This window comes from Pseudomonas furukawaii (genome assembly GCF_002355475.1).
Classification (GTDB): domain Bacteria; phylum Pseudomonadota; class Gammaproteobacteria; order Pseudomonadales; family Pseudomonadaceae; genus Metapseudomonas; species Metapseudomonas furukawaii.
In genome coordinates, this window is sequence record NZ_AP014862.1 from 1807859 (window position 1) to 1834108 (window position 26250).

The following is a 26250-nucleotide window of genomic DNA, read 5'->3' on the forward strand; positions in this document are numbered from 1 at the left end:
TCAATCGTCCGAGGTCTTCGCCTTGTACTCGCACAGGTCCTCGATCTTGCACGCGCCGCAGCGCGGTTTGCGGGCCACGCAGACGTAGCGGCCGTGGAGGATCAGCCAGTGGTGGGCGTCCAGCAGGAACTCCTTGGGTACGAATTTCAGCAGCTTCTTCTCCACTTCCAGAACGTTCTTGCCGGGGGCTATGCCGGTGCGGTTGCTGACCCGGAAGATGTGGGTATCCACCGCCATGGTGGGCTGGCGAAAGGCGGTGTTGAGCACCACGTTGGCGGTCTTGCGGCCTACGCCGGGCAGGGCTTCCAGGGCTTCGCGATTGTCCGGCACCTGGCTTTCGTGCCGTTCGATGAGGATGCGGCAGGTCTCGATGACATTCCTCGCCTTGCTGTTGTACAGGCCGATGGTCTTGATGTACTCCGAGAGCCCCTCGACGCCGAGCGCGTAGATGGCCTCCGGGGTGTTGGCGACGGGGTAGAGCCTGGCCGTGGCCTTGTTCACGCCCACGTCGGTGGCCTGGGCGGAGAGGATCACCGCGATCAGCAGCTCGAACGGCGTGCTGTAGGCCAGTTCAGTGGTGGGGTTCGGGTCGTCGGCATGGAGACGGCGAAAGATTTCGTAGCGTTTTGCGGCGTTCATCGGGAGTCGGTTCTTGTGGTGGTCAGGTGGCGCCAGAGCGCCAGCAGCGTGCCGAGCAGGATAAAGGCTCCGGGCGCCAGGGCGAACAGGGGGATGCCCGCGCCGTCCAGCTCCAGGCGCCAGGTGGCGGCTCCGGGGCCCAGCAACCAGTCGGCGTGGGCCAGCAGGCTGCCCTGGCCGAGGATTTCCCGCAGGGCGGCCAGCGGCAGGGCGAGCAGGGCGAGGGCCAGGCCCGCCCTCACGCCTTCGAAGGCGTCCTGGCGCTCCTGGCGGGCCAGTTGCAGGCAGGGCAGCACCAGCAGGTAGGCGAAAGGACCCAGGGCCCGGTGCAACTCGAAGGCGCCGGCCTGCAGCAGCAGGTTGCCCAGGCTCACCAGCAGGGCGGCCAGCAGCAGGGCGGCGAGCCAGTGAGCGGCCCCCTGGAGGTGGCGGTCCAGCAGGGGCAGCGCCAGGCCGAAGAGGCCGAGCAGGGGCAGCCCGAGAAGGGCGAGCGCCACCCCTTTCACCAGCAGGTCGGTGGCGCCTACCAGCAGGGCGAGGCCCAGCAGGCTCGGGTGCAGGGTCTTCATGGCGGGGGCTCCATGAGCAGCCGACGGTGCTGGTCGAAGTACTGCAGGCCACGCTGCAACGCCGAGACCACGGCGCGGGAGGTGATGGTGGCGCCGGCGATCTGGTCGAACCGGCCCTTGTCGGCCGTCACTCGCCAGTCGGCTTCCGGGTGATCGACCAGGGAGACGTCGGCGAAACCGGCCAGCCAGGGGCTGCGGGTAGGTTCGATGGCGTCGCCGATACCCGGGGTTTCCCGGTGCTCCAGGACCTTGGAGGCCAGCAGCCGGCCATCGGGGCGGATCGCCAGCAGCAGCCGGATCGGTCCTTCGTAGCCTTGGGCGGTCACCGGCAGCAGCACCGCCACCGGCTCGCTGGCGCGGGTGGCGAGCCAGGCTTCCCGGGGGGCGGGCTGGCCCAGCAGTTCGCTGGCGGGCAGGGCGATGGGGCGGGTCAGGGGATGGTTGTCGTAGCTGCCGGGGGGCATCAGGTCCAGCAGGGCGCGCTCATGGGCCGCCTGGCGTCCCGCTTCGATCGGGTCGGCGAGCCAGTGCCGGGCGATGAGCAGCAGCGCCAGGCCACAGAGGGCCAGCAGGACGAGGGACAGGGCGCTGCGGCGGTTCATGAAGGCACCTGCCGCCGCCGCTCGGCGAGGCGATCCAGGCTCGGTACCAGCAGGTTCATCAGCAGGATGGCGAAGGCGACGCCATCGGCGTAGCCCCCCCAGGCGCGGATGACGTAGATGAGCAGCCCGGCACCCAGGCCGAACCAGAGGCGGGCACGGTCGCTGCCCGGGCCGGAGACGGGTTCGGTGGCGATGAAGAAGGCGCCGAGCATGGTGGCGCCGCTGAACAGGTGGAAGATGGGGGATCCATTGGAGTCGGAGCCGCTTCCGTTCCAGCCCAGCAGGCTGGCGACGAAGAGCCCGGCCAGCAGGCCCAGGGGCGCGTGCCAGCGGATCACCTTGCGCTGCAGGAGCAGCAGGCCGCCGGCGAGAAAGGCCAGGTTGACCCACTCCGCGCCCTGCCCGCCGAGGCCGCCGAAGGCGGGGTGACTGGCGAACAGTTCCTCGATGGTCAGGCGGTCGTTGTGCTTGAGGCTGTCCAGGACCGTGGCCTGGCTCCAGCCGTCCGGCAGGCCGCCGCCGAGGCCCAGCACCTGTTGCAGGGACTCCAGCAGCCCCGGGTGCTGGCCCGGCACGGGCCATTGGTTGAGCTGGGCGGGAAAGGCCACCAGCACCACCGCGTAGCCCAGCATGGCGGGGTTGAAGGGGTTCTGGCCGAAACCGCCGAACAGGGCCTTGCCGAACAGCAGGCCGAAGGCACAGGCGCAGGCGGTGAGCCACCAGGGGGCGTAGGGCGGCAGGGCAAGGGCCAGCAGTGTGGCGCTGACCAGGGCGCTGCCTTCGCCCAGCAGCGGCTGGTTGAACAGGGCGCTGGCGGCATCCGCGGCTTGTCGGCGCAGCCGTCTCACCAGGGCTTCGCAGCCCAGGGCCACCGGCAGGGCCACCAGCAGTTGCAGAAGGCTGCCCCAGCCGAAGTGCCAGAGCAGGGCCAGCAGTCCGGGCACGCACGCCAGCAGCACCCATTGCATGCTGGGGCGTGGATCGAAGGCTGGCCGCTGGGTCACGGCCGGGCCTCCGGGCCATGGGCGCTAGTTTGCTCGCGAAGCTCGCCCCGCAGCCATTGGCGGCTGAGGGCGCTTGCGCGGGTGGTCCGGTCAGGACTGTTCATCAAGGGCTCGTTCAGCCCGGGCCAGGCGCTCCCGTGCCTGGGCCAGGGCGGCCGGGTCGACTTCGGCGCGGCGCTCCAGCTTGCTGACTTCGGCGCGGGCGTAGGCCAGTTCGGTCTTCAGGGCGCGGATTGCCGGGTCTACCGGGCGCTTGTCGATGCGCTGCAGGTCCGGCGGGGCCTTGCCGCAGGCGTCCTCGGCCGCGTGCAGCGCGCGCTCGGCTTCCGCCAGGGCCTGGCGCAGGGGAATCAGTTCCGCCTCGTCGGCCCCGCTCTGCTCGGCGCCCTTGAGTGCGGCGCGGCGGCTGGCGAGGGCGATCTTGGCTGCCTTCAGGTTCGCCTCACCGGCTGCCGGCACCTGGGGAGCGGACGCGTTCTGGAGTCGCTCCAGATGTTGCTGGGCGCCGTCCACGGCGGCGCGCAGTTCGGCGAGCTGCCGTTGCTGGTCGGGACTGGGGGTCTCGCCGAAGGCCTTTTCCGCTTTCGCGAGCTGGGCGCGGCTCATGGCGGCGGCGATCCTGGCCTGCTTGAGGGCGGCTTCGTCCACCGCCGTCGGCGCCGCTACCGGTGTTTCGAGGGCGGCCTCCAGGGCGGCCTTGGCCTGCTCGTGGGCGCGACGCAGTTCGTCCACCTGGGCCTTGAGTTCGTCGGTGCCGTAGGTGGCGAACTGGGCTTCGGCCTTCTTCAGCGCCACCTGGGCCATGGCGGCCTCGATCTTCAGGCGCTTCTGCTGGTCGCTGAGGCTGGGCGCCGCGGCCTTCTGCGCCTTGACCCGCTCGATGGCGGCCTGCACGGCGTCCTGGGGGGCGCCGGCGCTCGCCTGGGCCTGGGCCATGCGCGCGGCGCGGGCTTCGCGCTCAGCCTGGCGCCGGGCGTCTTCACGGGCCAGGCGGGCGTTGCGGGACTCGAAGCGGGTGCGGAACTGGTCGGCGCGTGCGCGCTGGGCGCTGGCGTCGGGCTCGGCCAGGGGGAGGATGTCGATGCAGTCCACCGGGCAGGGCGCGACGCAGAGTTCGCAGCCGGTGCATTCGTCGGTGATGACGGTGTGCATCTGTCGCGCCGCCCCGACGATGGCGTCCACCGGGCAGGCCTGGATGCACTTGGTGCAGCCGATGCACTCGGCTTCGCGGATCAGGGCGATCTGCGGCGGCACCGGGCCGTTGGGGGCGTCGAGGGGCAGGGGCGGGACCTGCAACAGCTCGGCGATGGCCTGGATGGTGCTGGTGCCGCCGGGCGGGCATTTGTTGATGGCTTCGCCCTGGGCGATGCCTTCGGCGTAGGGCCGGCAGCCGGGGTGGCCGCACTTGCCGCATTGGGTCTGGGGCAGCAGGGCGTCGATGCTGCGGATCAGGGCTGCTTGGGTCATGGGGTGCCGAATCCGTTGAAACCGAGGAAGGCCAGGCCCATGAGTCCTGCGCAGATGAGCAGCATGGGCGTGCCTTTGAAGGGGGCCGGGATGTCCGCCTGTTCGGTCTGGGCCAACAGGTCGTCGAACAGGTGCAGGACCAGCCAGAAGCCGAAGCCGCCGCCGAGCCCCAGGCCCAGGGCCTGGAGAAGACTGCCGGCCTGGGCCAGCAGCATGGCCCCGAGCGCGGCGCCATTGGCCAGCAGCAGCGGCAGCAGGCCCTCCGCGGCGAGGGCCGGGCGCCAGCGGGCCAGCAGGCGCAACAGCGCCCAGGCCAGGCCAGCCAGCAGCGGCAGGAAGAGGAACAGGCGCAGGGCGTCGAGCCCGAAGGGGGCGAGGACCAGGCGGTCCAGCAGCCAGGCGACGGGGACCGCGACCACCAGCAGAACGCCGCCCGCCTCGGCCAGCGCCCGGCCGCGCGGCGGGCGCAGGGCGTCGGCACCGACGGGCAGGCCGAGGACCAGGTTGCTGGCCAGGGCCGCGCCGAGCAGGGCGAGGAGGAAGTCGGTCATGGGGACGTGGTATCGCCGGGCTGGAAAAAGGGCCGCGTATTATCCGGGATGCCGCCGGGGCGGTACAGGGGCGCGACGCCCGCTGGCCGCGCCTGTCATCAAAGGCTAGCTCAGCGAGACGGCCTGGCATGGGTAGCGCCATTGCCGAATCCTTGCCCGTGGTAGCGGGATGGAATCCGGGAAAGGTCCGGCCGGCGGCCCCGGAAAGCACAACGCCCGCAGGCGCGGGCGTTGTGGGAGGGACGAGGCGCTTACTTGACGCGCTGGCCGGGCTTGGCGCCGCTGTCGGGGCTGAGCAGGTAGATCTCCTCGCCACCAGGGCCGGCGGCCAGGACCATGCCTTCGGAGACGCCGAACTTCATCTTGCGCGCGGCCAGGTTGGCCACGTACAGGGTCAGGCGGCCTTCCAGCTTGCTCGGGTCCGGGTAGGCGCTCTTGATGCCGGAGAACACGTTGCGCTTGGCGTCGCCGATGTCCAGGGTCAGGCGCAGCAGCTTGTCGGCGCCCTCGACGAACTCGGCCTTCTCGATCAGGGCGATGCGCAGGTCCACGGCGGCGAAGGCGTCGAAGGCGATCTCGGGGGCCAGCGGGTCCTTGGTCAGCTCGCCATTGCCCTTGGGCGCGGAGGCGGCGGCGAGGTCTTCCTTGGAGGCGGCGATCATGGCGTCGATCTTCACGGGGTCGATCCGGGTCATCAGCGGGTTGAAGGGGTTGAGGTCGTGGTCGGCCAGCAGCACCTTGTGGTCGTCCCAGGTGAGCGGGGCGACGTTGAGGAACTGCTCGGCGGCTTCGGCCAGTTTCGGCAGCACCGGCTTGAGGAAGATCGCCAACTGGCGGAACAGGTTGACGCCGGCGGCACAGATGGCCTGCACCTCGGCCTGCTTGCCTTCCTGCTTGTTCAGGGCCCAGGGCGCCTTGTCGGCGATCCAGGCGTTGGCGCGGTCGGCCAGCGCCATGATCTCGCGCATGGCGCGGGCGAAGTCGCGGTTCTCATAGGCCTCGGCGATGCTCGGCGCGGCGCTGGCGAATTCGGCGAACAGTTCGGGGGCGGCGTTCTCGGCCACCAGCCGGCCGGCGTTGCCCTTGTGGATGAAGCCGGCGCAGCGGCTGGCGATGTTGACCACCTTGCCCACCAGGTCGGAGTTCACCTTCTGCACGAAGTCTTCCAGGTTCAGGTCGAGGTCGTCGACGCTACGGCTGAGCTTGGAGGCGTAGTAGTAGCGCAGGTATTCCGGGTCCAGGTGGTCCAGGTAGGTGCGGGCCTTGATGAAGGTGCCGCGGGACTTGGACATCTTCTGGCCGTTGACGGTCAGGTAGCCGTGGACGTTCAGCGCGGTGGGCTTGCGATAGCCGGCGCCTTCGAGCATGGCGGGCCAGAACAGGGCGTGGAAGTTGACGATGTCCTTGCCGATGAAATGGTACAGCTCGGCGCCCGAGTCCTTGGCCCAGAAGGCGTCGAAGTCCAGTTCCGGACGGCGGGCGCAGAGGTTCTGGAAGCTGGCCATGTAGCCGATGGGCGCGTCCAGCCAGACGTAGAAGTACTTGCCCGGGGCGTCGGGGATCTCGAAGCCGAAGTAGGGGGCGTCGCGGCTGATGTCCCACTCCTGCAGGCCGGCGTCCAGCCATTCGGCGATCTTGTTGGCCACGGACTCCTGCAGGGCGCCGCCGCGGGTCCACTGCTTCAGCATGGCGTCGAAGTCCGGCAGCTTGAAGAAGTAGTGCAGCGACTCCTTGAGCACCGGGGTGGCGCCGGAGATGGCCGACTTGGGGTTCTTCAGTTCGGTGGGCGAGTAGGTGGCGCCGCATACTTCGCAGTTGTCGCCGTACTGGTCCTCGGCCGCGCATTTCGGGCAGGTGCCCTTGATGAAACGGTCGGCCAGGAACATCTGCTTGTCCGGGTCGAAGTACTGGGTCACCGGGCGGGTGGCGATGTGCCCGGCGTCGCGCAGGCGGGTATAGATCAGGCTGGAGAGCGCGCGGTTCTCTTCCGAGTGGGTCGAGTGGTAGTTGTCGAAGTCCACCAGGAAGTCGGCGAAGTCGGTGGTGTGCTCGGCGCGCACGTTGTCGATCAGTTGCTCGGAGGTGATGCCCTCCTTCTCGGCGCGCAGCATGATGGCCGAGCCGTGGGCGTCGTCGGCGCAGACGTAGATGGCCTGGTTGCCGCGCATCTTCTGGAAGCGCACCCAGATGTCGGTCTGGATGTACTCGACCATATGCCCGAGGTGAATGGAACCGTTGGCATAGGGAAGGGCGCTTGTCACGAGGATCTTGCGGGGCTCGGTCATGGTGCTGGGCTACCGGATATGAAACGAAGGGAAGTCGGCAACTATAAAGGGGCGCCACGATTTTTTCACGCCCGGAGGACCCAGCGGCGGGGGGCTCGGGTAGGATAGCCCGCTACTTCGCTCGGTCTTTATCTGGAGTCCCGCCATGAGCACCCTTTCCCGCGCCCAGGTCGAAGCGACCCTGCGCCAGTTCACCGATCCCCACCTCAACCAGGACCCGGTCAGCGCGGGCTGCCTGCGTGAAGTCGACATCCAGGGCGGCAAGGTCAGCGTCCGCCTGGAGCTGGGCTATGCCGCCGGCCTGTTCAAGGGTGGCTGGGCGCAGATGCTGCAGATGGCCCTGGAAAACCTGGAGGGCGTCGATCGCGCCGAGGTACGCGTGGATTGCGTGATCGAGCCGCACAAGGCCCAGGACCAGGTGCCGGCCCTGGCCAACGTGAAGAACATCGTTGCCGTCGCCTCGGGCAAGGGCGGCGTGGGCAAGTCCACCACCGCCGCCAACCTGGCCCTGGCGCTGGCCCGGGAAGGCGCCCGCGTCGGCATCCTCGACGCCGATATCTACGGCCCCAGCCAGGGCATCATGTTCGGCATCCCCGAGGGCACCCGGCCCAAGGTCCGCGACCAGAAGTTCTTCATGCCGGTGGAGGCCCACGGCGTGCAGGTGATGTCCATGGCCTTCCTGACCGACGACAACACCCCGGTGGTCTGGCGCGGCCCGATGGTTTCCGGGGCGCTGATCCAGCTGATCACCCAGACCGCCTGGGATGACCTCGATTACCTGGTGGTGGACATGCCCCCGGGCACCGGTGACATCCAGTTGACCCTGGCGCAGAAGGTGCCGGTGGCAGGCGCAGTGATCGTCACCACCCCGCAGGACCTGGCGCTGCTGGATGCCAAGAAGGGCGTGGAGATGTTCCGCAAGGTGAATATCCCGGTACTGGGCGTTGTGGAGAACATGGCGGTGCACATCTGCTCCAACTGCGGCCATGCCGAGCACCTGTTCGGCGAAGGCGGCGGCGAGAAGCTGGCGGCCCAGTACGGCGTCGAACTGCTGGCATCGCTGCCGCTGTCCATGGCCATCCGCCTGCAGTCCGACAGTGGCAAGCCTACCGCCATCGCCGACCCGGAAAGCCAGATCGCCATGATCTACCAGCAGATGGCCCGCAGCGTCGGCGCGCGCATCGCCCAGGGCGGGCAGACGGCGCAGGCGATGCCGAACATCAGCATCAGCGACGACTGACCGCGCGCCCATCCGGCGGGGCCTTTGCCCGGGCCCGCGCCGGCCTGTAAGATTCGCGGTCAATTTTTCAGCCCCTCACAGGACAGCCGCCATGAGCATCAAATCGGACAAGTGGATTCGCCGCATGGCCCAGGAACACGGGATGATCGAGCCCTTCGTCGAGCGCCAGGTGCGCAACGCGGGCGACGGTCAGGTGATTTCCTTCGGCGTGTCCAGCTACGGCTACGACGTGCGCTGCGCCGACGAATTCAAGGTATTCACCAACATCCACTCGGCGATCGTCGATCCGAAGAATTTCGACGAGAAGAGCTTCGTCGACATCAAGAGCGATGTCTGCATCATCCCGCCGAACTCCTTTGCCCTGGCCCGTACCGTGGAGTACTTCCGCATTCCCCGCGACGTGCTGACCATCTGCCTGGGCAAGAGCACCTACGCGCGCTGCGGGATCATCGTCAACGTGACCCCGCTGGAGCCGGAGTGGGAAGGCCACGTGACCCTGGAGTTCTCCAATACCACCAACCTGCCGGCGAAGATCTACGCCAACGAAGGCGTGGCGCAGATGCTTTTCCTGCAATCGGACGAGGCCTGCGAAGTGTCCTACAAGGACCGCGGCGGCAAGTATCAGGGCCAGACCGGGGTTACCCTACCCAAGGCCTGAGGCCTGTCGGACCCCATGAAGAAGCCGGGCGTGATGCCCGGCTTTTTTGTGCCTGCGAATCGAGGGAGAGGGAGGGCCCGCACTCAGGGCACCAGCGGCAGGATGCGCTTGTGCTGGGTGTTGTCGTAGGTGCGAACGATGATGTCATAGGCCCGCTGGCTGACTTCCTGGCCGTGGAGGAAGGCGTCGATCTCGGCGTAGCTGACGCCGTGGGCTTCCTCGTCGGGCTTGCCGGGGCGCAGTTCTTCCAGGTCGGCGGTCGGGACCTTGTGCACGGCGCTGTTGGGCGCGCCCAGGTAGGCGGCGATGGCGCGCACCTGGTTCTTCACCAGTCCGGAAAGGGGGGCCAGGTCGCAGGCGCCGTCACCGAACTTGGTGAAGAAACCCATCACGGCTTCGGCGGCGTGGTCGGTGCCGATCACCAGGCCGTTGTTGGCGTTGGCGATGGCGAACTGGGCCACCATGCGGATGCGCGCCTTGATGTTGCCGGTGACGAAGTCGCGACGGGCGTCATTGAGGTGATGCAGGTGGGTGACCTGTTCGGCCAGGCCGGTCACGCTGTCGGCGATGTTGACCGTCTCTTCCTCGTCGGCGCGGATGAAGTTCATCGCCACCTGGGCGTCGGCCTCGTCGTGCTGGACGTTGTAGGGGAGGCGCACGGCGATGAAACGGTAGCCCGCGTCGCCGGTTTCGGCGCGCAGCTCTTCCACCGAGAGCTGGGCCAGGCGGCCGGCGGTGGTGGAATCGACGCCGCCGCTGATGCCGAGTACCAGCACCTTGAGGCCGGACTGGCGCAGGCACTGCTTGATGAAGGCCTTGCGCCGCTCGACTTCGGCCACCAGGGCGGCTTCGTCGGCGAAGGGCGGGACTACGTCCAGGGCTTGGGCGATTTCTTGCTGGCGATTGCTCATGTGGAAAGTCCTTGCTGGGCGTCGGTGACGCGGAACAGGTGTTTCAGGTAGAGGATGACGTTCTCGTCGCGGCACCGGGTCTTGTCCGGCGCATCGGAAATCCTGGCCACCGGCTGACCTTTGCAGGCGGTCGTTCTGATCTCGATGTCCGGGGCCTCGACCCCGGTACCGTCGCAGGCCGGGTGGAGCCGATCCCGACGCTGATCCCTGGAGCCGGTGAGCGGAAGCGCGCAGGATGCGGCAAGTGCGTGTGCGGAGCAAGACGGCGTCTGTGCCGGGGGCTGTCCCGCCAGCGTCGTGTGCGCCGGAATTCGGCGAGCCTGGCGCATCCAGCGACCGGTGCCTCCTGCGGTGCCCACTGCGCGGGCAAAAGAAAAGGCGCCGGGGGCGCCTTGAAATGTGATCTATGGAGTAAGTCCACCCGATCAGAGCGGCACGGTGGCGGGAAGTTCCGCCGCCGGCGAATCATTTTTGCGGCGTCAGCATCAGGCGCCGGGTGCCGTAGACCGCGTCCAGGTTCTGCGACTGGAAGGGGAACTTCATGTAGCGGGCCTTGAGCCAGGCATCGATGCCGTCGGCATAGTGGGGACTCGCCGGGTTGCCGGACTGGCCGCTGCTGTTCATGCCCATCATGGGCTCGGGCTGGCTGAAGTCGACGATGATGCGCATGGCGGGAATCAGCCAGGTGTCGAAGCCCTCGCCCCAGTGGTAGGCGGAGACGTTCAGGGTGCTGTGGTCGCCGCCGGCCGGGTAGGGGCCGCGATCGAGGTAGCCCTTGAGGCTGTTGAGTCCGGCCCGCTGGCTGGCGCTCATGTAGGGCGCCAGTTGGGTGCTTTCGCTGATCCACTCGTAGCGGTGCAGCTTGCCCCATTGCCAGGCCTTGCGATCGGTACCCAGCCTGCTTTCGGCGAAGCCGATGGCGCTGGCCAGGCTGCGGGCGAGGATGGCCGGCTTGTCCTCTTTCTGCGGGGTGCGGACGTCGTCCCAGAAGGGGCTGTCTTCGCGCCCCAGCAGGTGGTCGGCCTGGGCCGAGTAGGAGAGGTCGGCGGTCTGCACCAGGGCGCGCCAGGCCGGGCTGGTGTCCGGGCCCAGTTCGTCGAGGAAGGTCTGCCGCGCGCTCTCGTGGAGGAAGGCGCCGTAGTAGGCGGCGTCCGCCGAGGTGGGGCTGAGGCGACCGTCGAAGGCCAGCAGGCGGTCCAGGCCTTCCTGGGCGCGGGCGCGCTCCATCGGCGGCAGGGCGTCGATGGCCTGCTTCAGGGGCTGGGCCATGCCCGGGTCCTGCAGCATGGCGCGGAGCTTGGCCGGGAAGGGGCTGGTCTGGTCGTACTGCATGGCGATCATGCTCTGCCAGTCGTGGCGGCTGCTGCCGCCCGCCAGTTCGGCGATGCGCTCGGCACGTTCCGGGTAGTACCAGGAGTTGGACAGTTGCACGCCGTAACCACCCTGCACGCTCCGGTGGTTGGCGGTGCCCAGCCAGGCCTGGGCCGGGTTCTGGTCGTAGGGATGGAGCATCGGGTCGGCGTAGCCGTCCCAGTCGTAGCGGCTGTCCCAGCCGGGGGACGGGAGCAGGCCACGGCCTTCGCGACGGTTCGGATAGCGACCGGTCACCTGCCAGGCGATGTCCTTGGCGTCGGCGTAGAGGATGTTCAGGGAGGTGGCGCGAATCGCACGGGTGGCTTCGTGGGCCTGGTCCACCGACTGTGCGCGGGACAGGGCGAAGAAGGCGTCGAGCGATTGGTCGGCTTCGAACTGCGCGGTCTGCAGGGCGATGCCGTAGCCGCTCTTCAGCTCCAGCGGTTGCAGGCCGTGCTTGCGCTGGCCGAGGACGGAGTTGAGCAGCGGTCCGTGGCGGGTCTCGTAGACGACCTCGCGCACCGGGCGCTGGCCCTTGATGAAGAAGGTCTCCATACGCTCGGCGGCGGGGAGCCATTTACCGTCCGCCTGGTAATAGAGGCGGCCGCCTTCGCGCTTGAGCTTCTCCAGGTAAAGGTCCTGGTTATCGCCCATGACCATGGTCATGCCCCAGGCGAGCTTGCCGTTGAAACCGGCGACCACGGCCGGTACGCCGGCCAGGGTGACACCCGCTGCCTGGAATTTCGGCGAACGGATCTGCACGAAGTTCCACGCCGAGGGCAGGGCAATGGGCAGGTGGGTGTCGTTGGCCAGGATGCTGCGGCGGCCGCGGCTCTTGCCGGGCGCGATGGCCCAGTTGTTGGAGGCGGCGACGCCGAGCATGTCGAGGGCGGCGATCTGCCGGGTGGCCTCGCCCAGGGCGGTGAGCCCGGGGATCTGGCCGCCCAGTTGCAGGCCCTTGAGCTTCCCGGCTTCCTCGAAGGGCAGCGGTTCGTCCGGGTAGACCGGGGTGAGCCAGGCCAGCTTGTCGGCGCCGACCTTCTGCGCCAGGACGAGGGAGGCGATCTCCTCCTGCAGGTTCACCGACAGGCCGAAGTTGAGCAGGGCGAATACCAGTACCGAGTCCTCGGGCTTCCAGTAGGCGGGACGATAGCCAGCCTCGGCCAGGTCCAGCGGCAGGCGGTCGCGGTAACGGAACAGGTAGGCGTTGACGCCCCGGGCGTAGACCTCGAAGAAGGCCTTCAGGCGTGGCGAGGCGTTCTTGTAGAGGATGTCGGCGCTCTTGCGCAGGTTGACCGCGCGCATGAAGCGGTCGATTTCCAGCACGCCCGGGCCGGCGAGTTCGGCCAGGCGACCTTCGGCCATCAGGCGCATGCCGACCATCTGGCTGATGCGGTCGGAGGCGTGGACATAGCCCAGGCTGAACAGGGCGTCGTGGAAGGTGGTGGTTTCGATCAGTGGCATGCCCAGCGGATTGCGGCGGATCGAGACGCTCTGGGCCAGGCCCTTCACCGGCAGGAAGCCGGAAGTGGGCGGCAGGCTGTCGGCGTAGCGGCTGTCCAGCCAGGACTGGCAGCCGCTGAGGCCGATCATGGCGCCAGCGGCGGCGGCAACGCAGAACCGGGGAAGGAAGCGCTTGTAGGCTGGCGAAGCCATGGAACGGGCTCTCCTGGAGTAGGGCATCGGGTCAAGCGCGCTACGTTAGTGAGCCGCCTTGCGCCGCGCAAGCGCCGTCCGGCCTAGTTTTTCGCCGGCGGGTTCACCTGGTCCACGAGGGCATAGGCGCGGACGGTGGCGGGGCGCGCCTTGATCGTCTGGTACCAGCGCTTCAGGTGCGGGAAGTCGTCCAGGTTCTGGTCCTGCCAGGGGTGGCGGTCGATCCAGGGGTAGATGGCCATGTCGGCGATGCTGTAGTGCTCGCCGGCGACGAAGGCGCGGTCGGCCAGGCGTTTGTCCAGCACGCCATAAAGGCGGGCGGTTTCCTTCACGTAGCGCTGGATGGCGTAAGGCAGCTTCTCAGGCGCGAAGCGGTTGAAGTGATGGTTCTGCCCGGCCATCGGGCCGAGGCCGCCCATCTGCCAGAACAGCCACTGCAGGCATTCCTGGCGCCCCCGCAGGTCCTGGGGAATGAAGCGTCCGGTCTTTTCGGCGAGGTAGAGCAGGATGGCGCCGGACTCGAACAGCGACAGGGGTTCGCCGCCGTCCGCAGGCTCCTGGTCGACGATGGCGGGAATGCGATTGTTCGGCGAGATCTTCAGGAAGTGCGGCTGGAACTGCTCGTCACGGTTGATGTTGATGGGGTGCAGGCGATAGGGCAGGCCGGCTTCCTCGAGGAAGAGGCTGACCTTGTGGCCGTTGGGGGTGGTCCAGTAGTACAGGTCGATCATTGGCCAGGGGCTCCGTGGCTCCAGAAACGAACAGGCCCGCACGTGGCGGGCCTGGAGGTAGCCATCGGCGTCAGGCGCCGTGGCACTTCTTGAATTTCTTCTGGCTGCCGCAGGGGCAGGGGTCGTTGCGTCCCACTTCCTTCAGCGGGTTGCGCACCGGCTCCTGGTGACCGTGGTTGCAGTGCGGGCCGTGGACGTGATGGGGGTGATCGTGGTCATGGTCGTGGTTGCAGTCGGGACCATGGACGTGGGGTTCTTGGCTCATGAAGCATCTACTCCGGGATATAACTGCCGGGGATTATCTCGCCATCGCGGCTCAGGTGCACGCTCTTGCCGAACATCAGCCCCGTCTTCACTTCGCCGTCGAGGCGATAGCGGATGGCCTCGTCGGGTTTCTCCAGGAGCTTGACGATGTACTTCATGTGTCGCCAGAGGTTGGTGCGGACAGGCACTTCGAAGGTCTGGCTGCCATGGGCCGGCACCGTGAACCAGGTGCTGGATTCGCCGGAGGCCAGCTTCACGTCATTGAGGTGGACGGTGTAGACCAGGCCGCGTACGGGGAGGCTCACGCCGTTGGGGTTGTCGATGCGAAAGCGCAGCACGAACTGCTGCTCCAGCAGCTTCGCCCGGACGACATCCACCTTGATCAGGCGAACGTCGGGATCCTGGAAGCTGCCGCTGACCCAGGTGGAGCATCCGCTGAGGCCCGAAAAAGGAAGGGCGAAGAAAAACATTAGGCTGAGAATTCTTATCATTTGCGCCTGGGAAAACATTGCAATACTCCAAGTGACGCACCAGTGTAACAAGCAACTGCTTGGCCGCAAGCGGTTGTGAGCCGAAAAAAACCTGCGCCATACTGCGTGTCATATCGGACAGGAGTATGACCAATGGGGCGTTACGAGATCGCCTTCTCCGGGCAGTTGGTGGCCGGGGCCCGGATGGAACTGGTGCAGGCCAATCTGGCCAGGTTGTTCCAGGCGGACGCCCAGCGGATCGCCACGCTGTTCTCCGGTCGGCGCGTGATTCTCAAGAACAACCTGGATGAAGCCAGCGCCGAAAAGTACCGGGCGACCCTGGAGCGGGCCGGGGCGTTGGTGGACGTGGTGCCGATGGAGCCGGTGATCGAGGAAGTGGAGCTGGCGCCCCCGCCTGAGCCTGACCCCGAACCGGCCCGGCCAGTGGCTTCGGGCGTTTCGACGGCCATGCCGCCGCGCCTCCAGGTGGTCCCCCGGGACGAGTACATGGCGGCCTTCGCGGGTGTGGATGCACCGGACTTCGGCATCGCGCCCGTGGGCGCCGACCTGCAGGACGCCAAGCCCGAGGTTCAGCCGCCAGGGTTCGATTTCTCCGCGCTGAGCGTGGCGCCGGTCGGAAGCGACATGGGGCAGGCCAGGACGCCCGCCGCCGGACCGCCCCCGGATACGTCGCACCTGAAACTGGAAGAACGCAGATAGATAGAAGGAAAGAGGCCCGCTTCGAGCGGGCCTCCTGCTGTCAGCCTCTCAGAAGAAGCCTGCGCAGCATTTTTTGAACTTCAGGCCGCTGCCGCAGGGGCAGGGGTCGTTTCGACCGGCTCGCAGCGGCACCGTCGGGTCGAGGAAGTACCAGCGGCCGTCCGCCTGGACGAAGGCCGATTTCTCCCGGTGGCTGTGTTCGCCGTCCTTGTCGTGCCAGCGGGCGGTGAAGGTGACGAAGGCGTGCTCCGGCTGGCCGCCGAGGACGTCGCAGCTCTCCACTTCCAGGCCCAGCCAGGTACTGGACAGGCTCCAGGCGCGGATGGCCTCGAGGTTCAGACCCTCACGCTGGGCGGGCAGGGTGGTGTCGACCAGGTAGTCCACCAGCCCCACCACATAGGCGCTGTAGCGGGACCGCATCAGCGCCTCGGCGCAGGGGGCCGCTTGGCCGTTGTGATAGCGGCCGCAGCATTCGTCGAGGAGATTGCCGCTGCCGCAGGGGCAGATCGCAGTGCTCATGGCTTACCACCAGTACTTGCCGAAGTTCTCCGGGTTCGCCCAGAACTTCGCGTTCAGCCAGTCGGGGACCTGCTTGTATTCGCGCAGGTCGTAGGTGAAGAGGGTCAGGGTCTGCTCATCGCGACGAAAACGCTCGCTGGCCTGCAAGGCCAGGGAAAAGAAGTCGGTGTCCTGCCAGCCGCAGGCAGCCTGGTCGGCCAGTACGGCGACGCGGCTGGCGTTGAGGTTGCGGATGCCGCCGAGCAGTTCCAGCCCGCTGCGTTTGCTCAGGTGTTCCAGGCAGTCCGCCAGCAGGGCCAGATCGAAGCGGCGCCCCGCCTGTTCCGACGGGAGCGGTCCGGCGGGGACGCGCACCACCTCGCACTCGGGGTGGGCGGCGGCGAACGCGTCCAGTGCCGGAAGCGGGCTGTTGCCCACCAGCAGCAGGCGTTGCGGCGCGCAGCGTTCGAGCAAGGCGGCGAGGGCCTGCTGGGGCGTGCGGGAAGAAAAGCTGTCAGTCATCGAAAATCCTCGAACCGGAAGCGCAAGACTAGCTTGAAGGGGCGACCTGGCCTAGTGCTGGCGGTTTCCTAAGCTGGCGTCTTTACTCCCTAGTTGTCGGTATGGGCCGATTCTAAGAGGAGACTTGCTTATGAGCATTACACGGACAGCTTTACCCTTGGCGCTGGTGGCCACCCTGTTGACCGGTTGCGCCGGTCTGCAGAAGACCGACTGGCCCAAGTGCGCGGCAGTAGGGGGCGTGGTCGGTGCGGGACTGGGCGCTATCGAAAGCAGCACCTATGCCGGCTGGGGCGCATTGATCGGCGCGGGTACCGCGGCGGCCTATTGCTGGGTGCATGGCGATGGCGATGAGGACGGCGACGGCGTGCTCGACAGCCGCGACAAGTGCCCTGGCACTCCGCCCGGTACCCAGGTGGATGCCGATGGCTGCCCGCTGAAGGCCGAGGAGCCGATGGCCGAGGAAGTGGTGGTCGAGCAGGTGACCATTGTCGTGCGCGACCTGCTGTTCGCATTCGATTCCGCCAAACTGACTCCGGCTGACGAAGCCACCCTGGACGAGGTCGCCGGCCGCCTGAAGAACGAAGCGCCCAACGCCAAGTTGAACATCACCGGCCACACGGACAGCGTGGGCACCGATGCCTACAACCAGGGCCTGTCGGAACGCCGTGCCAATGCGGTAGCCGATTACCTGATCCGCAGCGGTATCCCGGCCTCCAGCATCGCCAGCGTTTCCGGTGCCGGCGAAAGCCAGCCGGTCGCCGACAATGCCACCAAGGACGGCCGCGCCGCGAACCGTCGTGTCGAGATCGAGATCGACTGACCCCCGGAGATCCCCACGGCGCGCGCCTTGTGCGCCGTGGGGGCCGGGTCTTTACTCCTGTGTTACCGGCATGCCCGGTGACACAGGAGATTTCCACCATGAGCACCCCATTCCCTCGGGTTGCATTGTCCCTTCTTCTGGTCAGCAGTTTCCTCACCGGTTGCGCATCCACCTCCAGCGAGGGTGACGCGTCGCTCAATCAGGGGAATTGGCCCATCTGCAGCCTGATCGGCGGCCTGGCCGGCGGCGGCCTGGGCGCCATCGAGAGTTCGGCCTGGGCTGCGGGCGGCGCGGCGGCGGGTGCCGTGTTCGGCGGCCTCATCTGCTACGCCCAGGACGGCGATGAGGACGGCGACGGCGTTTTCGACCGGCGTGACGATTGCCCGAATACGCCTGCGGGACTGCCGGTGAACACCAGCGGCTGTCCGGCGCGCAAGTACCCTGAAGCCGTTGCGCCCGCGCCGGTAGCGCCTCCCGCCGAAGACGAGGTGATCGTACTCAGCGACCTCGGCAATGTGCTGTTCGCCTTCGATTCCGCCGAGCTCACCGAGTCGGCCCGGGAGCAGTTGACGGCGATCGGCAATCGCCTGGCCGGCGCCAGCCTGGTCAGTGTGAAGGTCGTGGGACACACCGACAGCGTCGGCTCGGACAGCTACAACCAGGGGCTCTCGGAGCGCCGGGCCACCAGCGTGGTGGACTTCCTGGCGAGCCAGGGCGTGCCTGCCGACAAGCTGGTCGCCGAAGGGCGAGGCGAGAGCGCGCCTGTCGCCGACAACGGCACCGATGCGGGCCGCGCGCAGAACCGCCGGGTGGAAATCCACGTGGATCGTTGAGGCTTTCGCGCAGAAACGACAGCCTGCCCCGGCGACGCACTGGTGCGCCGCCGGGGTTTCGGCGTATGTTCCCCCGACACTAAAACAATGCCAGGAGGGGAGGCATGCGCTTCATTACGGGAGTGGGCAAGTTCGTTGCCCTGTTGTTCTGGCTGGCGGTGGTCGCCAACCTGGTTTCACCGTTCGCCAAGCCGTTCGACCTGCTGCTCAACGGTGCCGGGGTGCTGGTTGCCCTGGTGCACCTGCTGGAGATCGTGCTGTTCAATGCCCTGCTGCAGCGCCGTCCTCACCCCTGGCGGGATCGGGTTATGCTGCTGCTGTTCGGGATCTTCCACCTGCTCGGGATTCCGCGTCGGGCGGCCAAGGAGGCGGGGCATGCGTAGGCTCGGTCTCCTTGCCATCCTGGTCGCTCCCATGGTCCTGGCCCAGGGACAGGTGAAGGTGGATGCCCACAACTTCCTCAAGCTGCCTCCGCGTACCGGCAGCCTCAGCCTGGACCAGGTGGAGGTGGCGGATTACGCGACCCTCCTGATTCCGGCGGGGGTCACCGAACTGCGTATCGGCGAGCTGCGCATGGGGCGCGAGGCCCGACTGGGCATCGCGCCGTCCGACCAGACGCTGCGCCTCGTAGTGGAGCGGGGCGAGATCGGCGTCGGCAGCCATATCACCGCCTCCGGTTCCGCCGGCAGCATGAGCCGTCCGGCCAGTGCCGGGCGCAACCTGGACCTGCGCCTGGCGGATGTCCGCATCGACGAGATCACCCTGGACGTGCGCGGAGGCATCGGTGCTCCGGGACGTCCGGGCCTGGACGGTGCCGATGGCGACGCGGCCGGTTGCCTCTGGGGAAGCGCCAGCCGTGGCTGGGACGGCCAGCCCGGCAGCGATGGTGAAGTCGGGGGCGCCGGGGGGCAGGTACGCCTCGAAGTGCCCGAAGGCTTTCCGGTCGACCAGGTGCGGGTCCGTCTGGAGGGCGGGGCTGGCGGTGCGCCGGGTGAAGGCGGGGCGGGCGGCAAGGGCGGCGCCGGCAAGGGTTGCCTGCTCTACCGCGCCGATGGCGCCAAGGCGGGGCGTGACGGCGCGCCTGGACTCTCGGGTGCCGCTGGGGCCAGCGGCAGCCTGAAGGTGGTGCATTTCTGAATCAGTGGTGGCGCGCAGGGAGGCGCGCCGACGGACTCAGAATGACGGGCGGATGGCGACTATGGTCACCAGCGCCATCCCGATCAGCAGGTTGAAGCCCACCACGCGGCGGATGCGGCCCAGCACCGCGCCGCCTTCCGGCCAGTTCTCGGCGCTCACCGCAGCCCGCAGCTGCGGCAGCAGCAGGGCGCTCACCCGCAGGAACAGGGCCAGCATGGCGACATACAGGCCGATCATCATGTGCACGTAGCGCGGCGCCGTTTCCATGCTGGCGAAGGTCATGTGGAGCATGCCGACGCCGGTGAACGGCAGCACCAGCACCGCCGGCCAGACCCACTGGAAGAATCGGCGGAACACCTCCAGCCACAGCTTCAGCCGTGCCGGCGCCTCCAGGGTGGCGACGGCGGCGGGCCGCAGGATCATCCAGGCGAAGAACATGCCACCGACCCAGATCAGGGCGGCCAGCAGGTGCAGGGTGTAAAGTGCGGCGTGGGCGGTCATCCGGTCAGCTCCGTTGGGCGGCTAGAACAAGGGGGCGTTATGATAGCCGCCCTGTTAAAGTACTGAAAATTTATCCAGCCCCCCCTCTCGCCAGTGTCCATGCTCAGCACCGAACTCAAGTCCCAGATCCAGGGCGCCTACAGTCGTTTCCTCGAAGCCAAGGGGCTCAAGGCCCGCTATGGCCAGCGCCTGATGATCGCCGAGGTGGCCAAGGCCCTTGGCGCCATTCCCGTGGACGAGGAGGGGCACCGCGAGGGCGAGCCCGCTGTGGTGGCGGTGGAGGCGGGCACCGGTACCGGCAAGACCGTGGCCTACAGCCTGGCCACCATTCCCGCCGCCAAGGCCGCCGGCAAGCGGTTGGTGATCGCCACCGCCACCGTCGCCCTGCAGGAGCAGATCGTTCACAAGGACCTGCCGGACCTGATGCGCAACAGCGGCCTGAATTTCAGTTTCGCACTGGCCAAGGGGCGGGGCCGCTACCTCTGCCTGTCCAAGCTCGACCTGCTGCTGCAGGAGGGCGAGGCCCAGAGCGCCACCGCCCAGCTGTTCGCCGACGAGGGCTTCCGGATCGACGTCGACGAGAAGAGCCAGAAGCTCCTCAACCAGATGATCGAGCGCCTGGCGGGCAACCGCTGGGACGGGGACCGCGATTCCTGGCCGGAAGCCATCGAGGACCAGGACTGGGCGCGGGTGACCACCGACCACAGCCAGTGCACCAAACGCCATTGCCCCAACTTCCAGCAGTGCGCCTTCTACAAGGCCCGGGAAGGCATGACCAAGGTGGACGTGATAGTCACCAACCACGACATGGTGCTGGCCGACCTGGCGCTCGGTGGCGGCGCCGTGCTCCCGGACCCCCGCGAAACCCTCTACGTGTTCGACGAGGGTCACCACCTGCCGGACAAGGCCATCGGCCATTTCGCCCATTACACCCGCTTGCGCTCCACGGCGGACTGGCTGGATCAGGTGGCCAAGAACCTCACCAAGCTGCTGGCGCAGAATCCCTTGCCGGGCGACTTCGGCCGGCTGGTGGAAGGCGTGCCGGAGCTGGCGCGGGAAATCCGTACCCAGCAGCAGTTCATGTTCAACGCCTGCGAGGAGATCGCCGACTTCCGCGCCGGCGAGGACATGGAAGGACGTGATCGTCCCCGCCACCGCTTCGAGGCCGGCGTGGTCCCCGAGCATCTCCGGGAGCTGGGCGTGGAGTTGAAGAAGGGCTTTTCCCGGCTCCATGACGTCTTCACGCGGCTGACCGAGCTGCTCAAGGAAGCCATGGACGGTGAAGGCAGCATCGGCATCGCCAGTCACCAGGCCGAGGAGTGGTACCCCCTGTTCGGCACCCTGCTGGCGCGTGCCCAGGGCAACTGGGAACTGTGGACCGCCTTCACCGTCGAGGACCCGGAGGACAGCCCGCCCATGGCCCGCTGGCTGACCCTGGCCGAGAGCGGCTCGCTCCACGACATCGAGGTGAATGCCAGCCCCATCCTCGCCGCCGAGACCCTGCGGCGGAACCTGTGGAATGTGGCCTACGGCGCGCTCGTCACCTCCGCCACCCTCACCGCGCTGGGCAAGTTCGACCGCTTCCGTATGCGTGCCGGCCTGCCCAAGGTCGCGGTCACCGCCGTGGTGCCGAGCCCCTTCCACCACGCCGACGCCGGCCTCCTGCGGGTGCCGGACCTCAAGGCCGATCCCCGGGATGCCGCCGCCCACACGGCGGCCATCATCCGGGACCTGCCCGATCTGGTGGAGGGCGCGCGGGGCACCCTGGTGCTCTTCGCCTCGCGCAGGCAGATGCAGGACGTGTTCGAGGGCCTGGATCGTGACTGGCGCAAGCGCGTCCTGATCCAGGGCAACCTGTCCAAGCAGGAAACCCTGAACAAGCACAAGGCGCGGGTGGACGACGGCGAACCCAGCGTGCTGTTCGGCCTGGCCAGCTTCGCCGAGGGCGTCGACCTGCCCGGGGCCTACTGCGAACACGTGGTGATCGCCAAGATTCCCTTCGCCGTGCCGGATGACCCGGTGGAGGCGGCCCTCTCCGACTGGATCGAGGCGCGGGGCGGCAACCCCTTCATGGAGATCGCCGTGCCCGACGCCTCCCTGCGGCTGGTGCAGGCCTGCGGCCGGTTGCTGCGCACCGAAGCGGACCGGGGCACCATCACCCTGCTGGATCGCCGCGTGGTGACCCAGCGTTACGGCCGCGCCATCCTCGACGCGCTGCCGCCGTTCCGGCGGGAGATCGACTGAGGCGGCACCGGCCGGATCGCGTCAGGTCCGTTTGCCACGATGATCCTCCCTTGACGCTTGGCGCCCCCCATCTGCGATGATGCCGGCATTTGTGCGAGCGTCCGCTCGCGCCCGCTTCCTTTTGTCGCACCTGTGGCGCAAGACGACATCCCCGTGGTCTATGCACCGCACTTTCTTGGGAATTCCGGTCCGATGCTTTCGACGTCCAAACGCCCCCTGGTCCTGGCCATCCTCCTGGGTTTATCGGGAATTCCGCTGGCCGCCCAGGCCGAGACCCTGTTCAACTTCGTGCGTCCCCTGGATGCCGTCCAGGTGACGACCCAGGACGCCGTCCTGCCGAGCGTCACCGCCGAATCCACGCCGGAAGGCGAGATCCTTCGCCGGTTGACCTTCAATGTCGCCGACAAGCCGAGCCTGCGCCTGACGCCCCAGAGCGGCAGTTGGGACTGGTCCGCCGCCGAGGCCATGAGCCTGCGCATCCAGAGCGCCCAGGACTGGGCCATCACAGTCGAGGTGGCCATCGAGAGCGCCGACGGCAAGGTGCTCACCAGCCAGGTCGCCCTCCCGGCCGGCCCGGCGCAGACCCTGCTGGTTCCCCTCGCCGCCACCTCGCCCAACGCCCATGGCATGCGGGCCGCCCCGCCGGTGCCGCTCACCCGCGACGGCAAGCGCTGGCTGCCGGCCATCCAGGTGTCCGGCGAGCTGGATCGCAGCCGCGTCACCTCGGTGACCCTGTCCCTGAACAAGCCCGCCGCCGCCCAGAACATCCTGCTGGGGCGCTTCGGCACCAGCCCCGACGATCAGCAGGACGCCCTCTACGAAGGGCTGATGGACGCCTACGGGCAGTACGCCAGGGGCGACTGGCCGGGCAAGGTGAAAAGTGACGAACAACTGAAGAAAGGCGCAGCCGACGAGGCCAGGCTGCTGGCGGACTGGACCGCCAAGCTGCCGAAGCAGGACGCCTATGGCGGCTGGATCGGTGGCGGGACCTTCGAAGCCACGGGGTTCTTCCGAACCGAAAAGCGCGGTGAGCGCTGGTATCTGGTGACCCCCGAGGGACACCCGTTCTTCTCCCTCGGCGTCAATGCGGTCACGCCCGGCCTGAGCCAGACCTACGTGGAAGGCCGCGAATCCATGTTCAAGGCCCTGCCGGAGGACAACGCGCCCCTGGCCCGCCATTTCGGCCAGGGCGACGATCGCGCCGACACCGACGCCAACCAGGGGCGCGCCTTCAACCAGGGGCGCTGGTACGACTTCTACGGTGCCAACCTGGAGCGCACCTACGGCGGCAACGACCCGCAGCGCTGGCTGGGACATGCGGTGGAACGCCTCCGGGCCTGGGGCTTCAATACCGTTGGCAACTGGAGCGACGGGGGCTTTTCCGGCCAGCGCATGCCCTACACCCTGCCGTTGTCCATCCGTGGCGATTTCGCCACCATCCGCACCGGCTTCGACTGGTGGGGCGGCATGCCCGACCCCTTCGACCCGCGATTCGCCATGGCCGCCGAGCGCGCGATCGCCATCGCCGCGCGGGACCACCGGGACGATCCCTGGCTGATCGGCTATTTCGCCGACAACGAGCTGGCCTGGGGCGGTCACGGCGACGACCCGAAGGCGCGCTACGCCCTGGCCTACGGCACCCTGCGCCTGACCACCGACGTGCCGGCCAAGCGTGCCTTCCTCAAGCAGCTGCGGGACAAGTACCGCAACCAGGAAGGGCTCTCCAAGGCCTGGGGCATCGAACTCAAGGCCTGGGAGCTGATGGAGGACCCGGGATTCGAGCCGCCGCTGCCGAACCCCGAGCACCCGGCCATCGAGGAGGACTTCAAGCGCTTCCAGGTCTTCTTCGCCGAGACCTACTTCAAGACCATCGCCGATTCGCTGAAATGGCATGCCCCCAACCACCTGCTGCTGGGGGGACGTTTCGCCGCCACCGTGCCCGAGGCGGTCGAGGCCTGCGCCCGCTATTGCGACGTGATCAGCTTCAACCGCTACACCCCGGAGCCGCAGCAGGGCCTGGACATGGACCTGCTGCGGCGGTTGGACAAGCCGCTGATGCTCACCGAGTTCCACTTCGGTTCCCAGGACAGGGGGCCGTTCTGGGGCGGCGTCATGGAGGTCCAGCGGGAAGAGGACCGGGGGCCGGCCTACGCCAGGTTCCTGCAGAAGGCCGCCGAGGAGCCACTGATCGTCGGCGCCCACTGGTTCCAGTATCTGGACCAGCCCGCCACCGGCCGCCTGCTGGACGGCGAGAACGGCCACCTGGGCCTGGTGGCCATCACCGACCGGCCCTGGCAGGGGTTCGTCGAGTCGGTGCGCAAGGCCAACCTGGCCCTGGCGAAGGTGATCGACGCGCCCCAGGCAGGGGAGCCGGCGCCCAAGGCCGTGGAGTCCCCGCCGCCGGCCGCCTCCGGGAAGGAGGAGGGCGGGAAGCCCTGAGGGGCCTTCCGTCCTCGGCTCGGTTCACAAGGGGCGGCAAGGCTGGAACAATGCCGCCTTCATTTTTCATCAGGAGCATGCCGGTGCAGATCCAGGGCTATTTCGACTTGCGCTTCGAGGCGGCACGGGACGCCTTCGCCGAACTCTTCGAGGATGCGCAGGAGCGCGGCGCCGCCCTGTGCGTGCAAGTGGGCGGCGAGACCGTGATCGACCTCTGGGCCGGCATCGCCGACAAGGACGGCCAGGAAGCCTGGCAGAGCGACACCCTCCTCAACCTGTTCTCCTGCACCAAGCCCTTCGCCGCGGTGGCCCTGCTGCAACTGGTGGCGGAAGGGCGCCTGGAGCTGGATGCGCCGGTGGCCCGCTACTGGCCCGAGTTCGCCGCCGCCGGCAAGGCGCGCATCAGCGTGCGCCAATTGCTCTGCCATCGCGCCGGACTGCCGGCCATTCGCGCCACGCTGCCGGCGGAAGCGCTCTACGACTGGGACACCATGACCGCCGCCCTGGCCGCTGAAGAACCCTGGTGGACCCCGGGCGAGGCCCACGGCTATGCGCCCATCACTTACGGGTGGCTGGTGGGCGAACTGATCCGCCGGGCCGATGGCCGTGGCCCTGGCGAGTCCATCGCGGCGCGTATCGCCCGTCCCCTGGGGCTGGATTTCCATGTGGGGCTGGCGGACCAGGAGTTCCACCGCGTCGCCCATATCGCCCGCGCCAAGGGCAACCTGGGGGATGCGGCGGCCCAACGGCTGCTCAAGTGCATGATGACCGAGCCCAATTCCCTGAGCACGCGCTCCTTCACCAACCCACCGTCCATCATGACCAGCACCAACAAGCCCGAATGGCGGCGCATGCAGCAGCCGGCGGCGAACGGTCATGGCAACGCCCGCAGCCTCGCCGGCTTCTACGCCGCCCTGCTCGACGGCCAGTTGCTGGACGCCCAGGAACTGGCCGAGATGACCCGCGAACACAGCCAGGGCGAGGACCTCACCCTGCTGACCGCCACGCGCTTCGGCCTCGGTTGCATGCTGGACCAGCCCGATGTGCCCAACGCGACCTATGGCATGGGCCGCCTCGCATTCGGGCATCCCGGCGCCGGTGGCTCCACCGGCTTTGCCGATCCCGAGCGTGACCTGGCTTTCGGCTTCGTCACCAACACCCTCGGCCCCTACGTCCTGATGGACCCCCGTGCGCAGAAATTGGCGCGGGTGGTGAAGGACTGCCTGGGCTGAGCCACTCGTCAGATACCCTCGATTTTCCTTTGATGATTAATGGGTTGCCGCCAGAATTTGAGACCGGTCCTGAGATTGGATCGCCATCATTCCGCTGCTGGCGAGCAGCCCTTAGCGATTTCGGAATCCTGCCCATGAAGCTGTTCAGAATCTCCCTCCTGGCCCTCTGCGTCTCCGCCTCCGGCTGCAGCCTGATCGGTCACGACAAGGTCGCCGAAACGCCGGCCAAGCCCGCCAAGACCGCCTCCGCCAGCCACTGGTGGTGGCCCTTCGGCGCTGACCAGAAGGCCAAGGCGCCGGCCGCCGCCAAGGTGGACGTGAAGGCTACCCAGGCCTGGCTCGACCAGTACGAGCCGCGCCTCAAGGAGGCCGTGAAGGACAGCAAGCTGGAACTGGAACGCCGCGAGAGCGTGCTGGTGGTGACCCTGCCGGTGGACCCGTCGTTCAATCCCGACCGCCCCAGCATGCTCCTGCCCAACACCCTCGGCCCCATTACCCGCGTGGCCAAGCTGGTGGAAGGCGACGCCAAGACCGGCGTGCTGGTGCTCGGCCATGCCGACAGCTCCGGCAAGGAGGAGCTGAACCGCAAGCTCAGCCAGGAGCGCGCGCAGGCCGTGTCGGCCATCTTCCGCCTGAGCGGCCTGCAGCGCGATCGCCTGTCCCTCAAGGGCCTCGGGTCGGACATGCCCCGGGCCGCCAATGACAGCCAGCAGGGTCGTTCCCTGAACCGCCGCGTCGAGATCATCCTGACCCCGCAGGAGACCCTGGTGGCCTTGATCGCCCAGTACAACAAGCCGCCGAAGGCGGAGCAGCAGGCCAAGGCCGAGAAGGTGGTTGCGGCAGATCAAACCAAGTAGGCCGGGCTTGGGTAAGCTATCGGCTTTCCGTCCACAGGAATGCCGAC

Annotated in this window: 26 protein-coding genes and 1 pseudogene; 11 read left to right on the top strand and 16 right to left on the bottom strand. The window is 67.9% G+C overall.

Annotation, left to right across the window (positions count from 1 at the left end; genetic code table 11):
• The 7 genes from nth to metG all read right to left on the bottom strand — a co-directional run bounded on the left by nth (position 1) and on the right by metG (position 7117).
• Positions 1–639, bottom strand: a complete 639-nt coding sequence (gene nth / locus KF707C_RS08485; protein ID WP_003452642.1) for an endonuclease III — start codon at positions 637–639, stop codon at positions 1–3.
• Positions 636–1208, bottom strand: a complete 573-nt coding sequence (locus KF707C_RS08490) for an Rnf-Nqr domain containing protein (protein WP_003452640.1) — start codon at positions 1206–1208, stop codon at positions 636–638. The genes nth and KF707C_RS08490 overlap by 4 nt, the downstream gene beginning before the upstream one ends.
• A complete protein-coding gene (locus KF707C_RS08495; RefSeq protein WP_003452639.1) occupies positions 1205–1810 on the bottom strand; it encodes an RnfABCDGE type electron transport complex subunit G in 606 nt (201 codons plus the stop codon). The genes KF707C_RS08490 and KF707C_RS08495 overlap by 4 nt, the downstream gene beginning before the upstream one ends.
• Complete coding sequence (locus KF707C_RS08500) at positions 1807–2778, bottom strand: RnfABCDGE type electron transport complex subunit D (RefSeq protein ID WP_051050739.1); 972 nt, start codon at positions 2776–2778, stop codon at positions 1807–1809. The genes KF707C_RS08495 and KF707C_RS08500 overlap by 4 nt, the downstream gene beginning before the upstream one ends.
• A 126-nt stretch (positions 2779–2904) precedes the next feature.
• Complete coding sequence (rsxB, locus tag KF707C_RS08505; protein ID WP_003452637.1) at positions 2905–4281, bottom strand: electron transport complex subunit RsxB; 1377 nt, start codon at positions 4279–4281, stop codon at positions 2905–2907.
• A complete protein-coding gene (locus KF707C_RS08510) occupies positions 4278–4832 on the bottom strand; it encodes an Rnf-Nqr domain containing protein (RefSeq protein ID WP_003452635.1) in 555 nt (184 codons plus the stop codon). Before KF707C_RS08510 ends, rsxB begins: the two co-directional genes overlap by 4 nt.
• 251 nt (positions 4833–5083) lie before the next feature.
• The gene (gene metG, locus KF707C_RS08515) at positions 5084–7117 is read right to left on the bottom strand and encodes a methionine--tRNA ligase (RefSeq protein ID WP_036993089.1); all 2034 of its coding nucleotides are present in this window, start codon (positions 7115–7117) and stop codon (positions 5084–5086) included.
• A gap of 145 nt (positions 7118–7262) precedes the next feature.
• On the opposite strand from metG, the gene apbC reads away from it, so the two are divergent.
• Entirely contained in the window at positions 7263–8357 is a 1095-nt protein-coding gene (gene apbC, locus KF707C_RS08520) for an iron-sulfur cluster carrier protein ApbC (RefSeq protein WP_003452628.1), read from the top strand.
• Positions 8358–8448: 91 nt separating this feature from the next.
• Positions 8449–9015 (top strand): dCTP deaminase, encoded by a 567-nt coding sequence (gene dcd / locus KF707C_RS08525; protein ID WP_003452626.1) that lies wholly within the window; start codon positions 8449–8451, stop codon positions 9013–9015.
• A gap of 83 nt (positions 9016–9098) precedes the next feature.
• Here the strand turns inward: dcd and nadE are convergent, their stop codons facing one another.
• The 6 genes from nadE to KF707C_RS08555 all read right to left on the bottom strand — a co-directional run bounded on the left by nadE (position 9099) and on the right by KF707C_RS08555 (position 14439).
• The gene (gene nadE, locus KF707C_RS08530; protein WP_003452625.1) at positions 9099–9926 is read right to left on the bottom strand and encodes an ammonia-dependent NAD(+) synthetase; all 828 of its coding nucleotides are present in this window, start codon (positions 9924–9926) and stop codon (positions 9099–9101) included.
• Positions 9923–10255, bottom strand: a complete 333-nt coding sequence (locus tag KF707C_RS30225; protein ID WP_036993087.1) for a hypothetical protein — start codon at positions 10253–10255, stop codon at positions 9923–9925. The genes nadE and KF707C_RS30225 overlap by 4 nt, the downstream gene beginning before the upstream one ends.
• A gap of 136 nt (positions 10256–10391) precedes the next feature.
• Entirely contained in the window at positions 10392–12935 is a 2544-nt protein-coding gene (locus tag KF707C_RS08540; RefSeq protein ID WP_003452621.1) for a penicillin acylase family protein, read from the bottom strand.
• An 83-nt stretch (positions 12936–13018) separates the two neighbouring features.
• Positions 13019–13666 (bottom strand): glutathione binding-like protein, encoded by a 648-nt coding sequence (locus KF707C_RS08545; protein WP_003452619.1) that lies wholly within the window; start codon positions 13664–13666, stop codon positions 13019–13021.
• Positions 13667–13736: 70 nt separating this feature from the next.
• Positions 13737–13931, bottom strand: coding sequence for an SEC-C metal-binding domain-containing protein (locus tag KF707C_RS08550; RefSeq protein WP_003452617.1), 195 nt, complete (start codon positions 13929–13931; stop codon positions 13737–13739).
• 7 nt (positions 13932–13938) lie between these two features.
• A complete protein-coding gene (locus KF707C_RS08555; protein ID WP_036993085.1) occupies positions 13939–14439 on the bottom strand; it encodes an LEA type 2 family protein in 501 nt (166 codons plus the stop codon).
• 114 nt (positions 14440–14553) lie between these two features.
• Between KF707C_RS08555 and KF707C_RS08560 the strand changes: the two genes are divergently transcribed.
• Positions 14554–15120, top strand: coding sequence for a hypothetical protein (locus KF707C_RS08560; RefSeq protein ID WP_003452613.1), 567 nt, complete (start codon positions 14554–14556; stop codon positions 15118–15120).
• Positions 15121–15168: 48 nt separating this feature from the next.
• Here KF707C_RS08560 and KF707C_RS08565 read toward each other — a convergent pair whose 3' ends face one another.
• The gene (locus KF707C_RS08565) at positions 15169–15639 is read right to left on the bottom strand and encodes a YchJ family protein (protein WP_003452611.1); all 471 of its coding nucleotides are present in this window, start codon (positions 15637–15639) and stop codon (positions 15169–15171) included.
• Between the two features lie 3 nt (positions 15640–15642).
• Complete coding sequence (locus KF707C_RS08570; RefSeq protein ID WP_003452610.1) at positions 15643–16140, bottom strand: DUF6231 family protein; 498 nt, start codon at positions 16138–16140, stop codon at positions 15643–15645.
• A gap of 130 nt (positions 16141–16270) precedes the next feature.
• Between KF707C_RS08570 and KF707C_RS08575 the strand changes: the two genes are divergently transcribed.
• The 4 genes from KF707C_RS08575 to KF707C_RS08590 all read left to right on the top strand — a co-directional run bounded on the left by KF707C_RS08575 (position 16271) and on the right by KF707C_RS08590 (position 18930).
• Positions 16271–16960, top strand: coding sequence for an OmpA family protein (locus KF707C_RS08575; protein ID WP_036993082.1), 690 nt, complete (start codon positions 16271–16273; stop codon positions 16958–16960).
• A gap of 98 nt (positions 16961–17058) precedes the next feature.
• Complete coding sequence (locus KF707C_RS08580; protein WP_003452606.1) at positions 17059–17793, top strand: OmpA family protein; 735 nt, start codon at positions 17059–17061, stop codon at positions 17791–17793.
• A 104-nt stretch (positions 17794–17897) separates the two neighbouring features.
• A complete protein-coding gene (locus KF707C_RS08585; RefSeq protein WP_003452604.1) occupies positions 17898–18176 on the top strand; it encodes a DUF1145 domain-containing protein in 279 nt (92 codons plus the stop codon).
• Positions 18169–18930: a hypothetical protein gene (locus KF707C_RS08590; protein ID WP_003452602.1), complete on the top strand. Its 762-nt coding sequence runs from the start codon at positions 18169–18171 to the stop codon at positions 18928–18930. The genes KF707C_RS08585 and KF707C_RS08590 overlap by 8 nt, the downstream gene beginning before the upstream one ends.
• Before the next feature lie 36 nt (positions 18931–18966).
• Here KF707C_RS08590 and KF707C_RS08595 read toward each other — a convergent pair whose 3' ends face one another.
• Positions 18967–19431: a CopD family protein gene (locus KF707C_RS08595; RefSeq protein WP_003452600.1), complete on the bottom strand. Its 465-nt coding sequence runs from the start codon at positions 19429–19431 to the stop codon at positions 18967–18969.
• A 99-nt stretch (positions 19432–19530) separates the two neighbouring features.
• Here KF707C_RS08595 and dinG point away from each other — a divergent pair, with 99 nt between their 5' ends.
• The 4 genes and pseudogenes from dinG to KF707C_RS08615 form a co-directional block, all read left to right on the top strand.
• Positions 19531–21675: an ATP-dependent DNA helicase DinG gene (gene dinG / locus KF707C_RS08600; protein ID WP_003452598.1), complete on the top strand. Its 2145-nt coding sequence runs from the start codon at positions 19531–19533 to the stop codon at positions 21673–21675.
• 192 nt (positions 21676–21867) lie between these two features.
• The gene (locus KF707C_RS08605; protein WP_003452596.1) at positions 21868–24114 is read left to right on the top strand and encodes a beta-galactosidase; all 2247 of its coding nucleotides are present in this window, start codon (positions 21868–21870) and stop codon (positions 24112–24114) included.
• Between the two features lie 83 nt (positions 24115–24197).
• The gene (locus KF707C_RS08610) at positions 24198–25346 is read left to right on the top strand and encodes a serine hydrolase domain-containing protein (RefSeq protein WP_003452595.1); all 1149 of its coding nucleotides are present in this window, start codon (positions 24198–24200) and stop codon (positions 25344–25346) included.
• Positions 25347–25480: 134 nt separating this feature from the next.
• Positions 25481–26191, top strand: a pseudogene (locus tag KF707C_RS08615) (OmpA family protein); the annotation flags it as partial.
• Positions 26192–26250 lie beyond the last annotated feature (59 nt).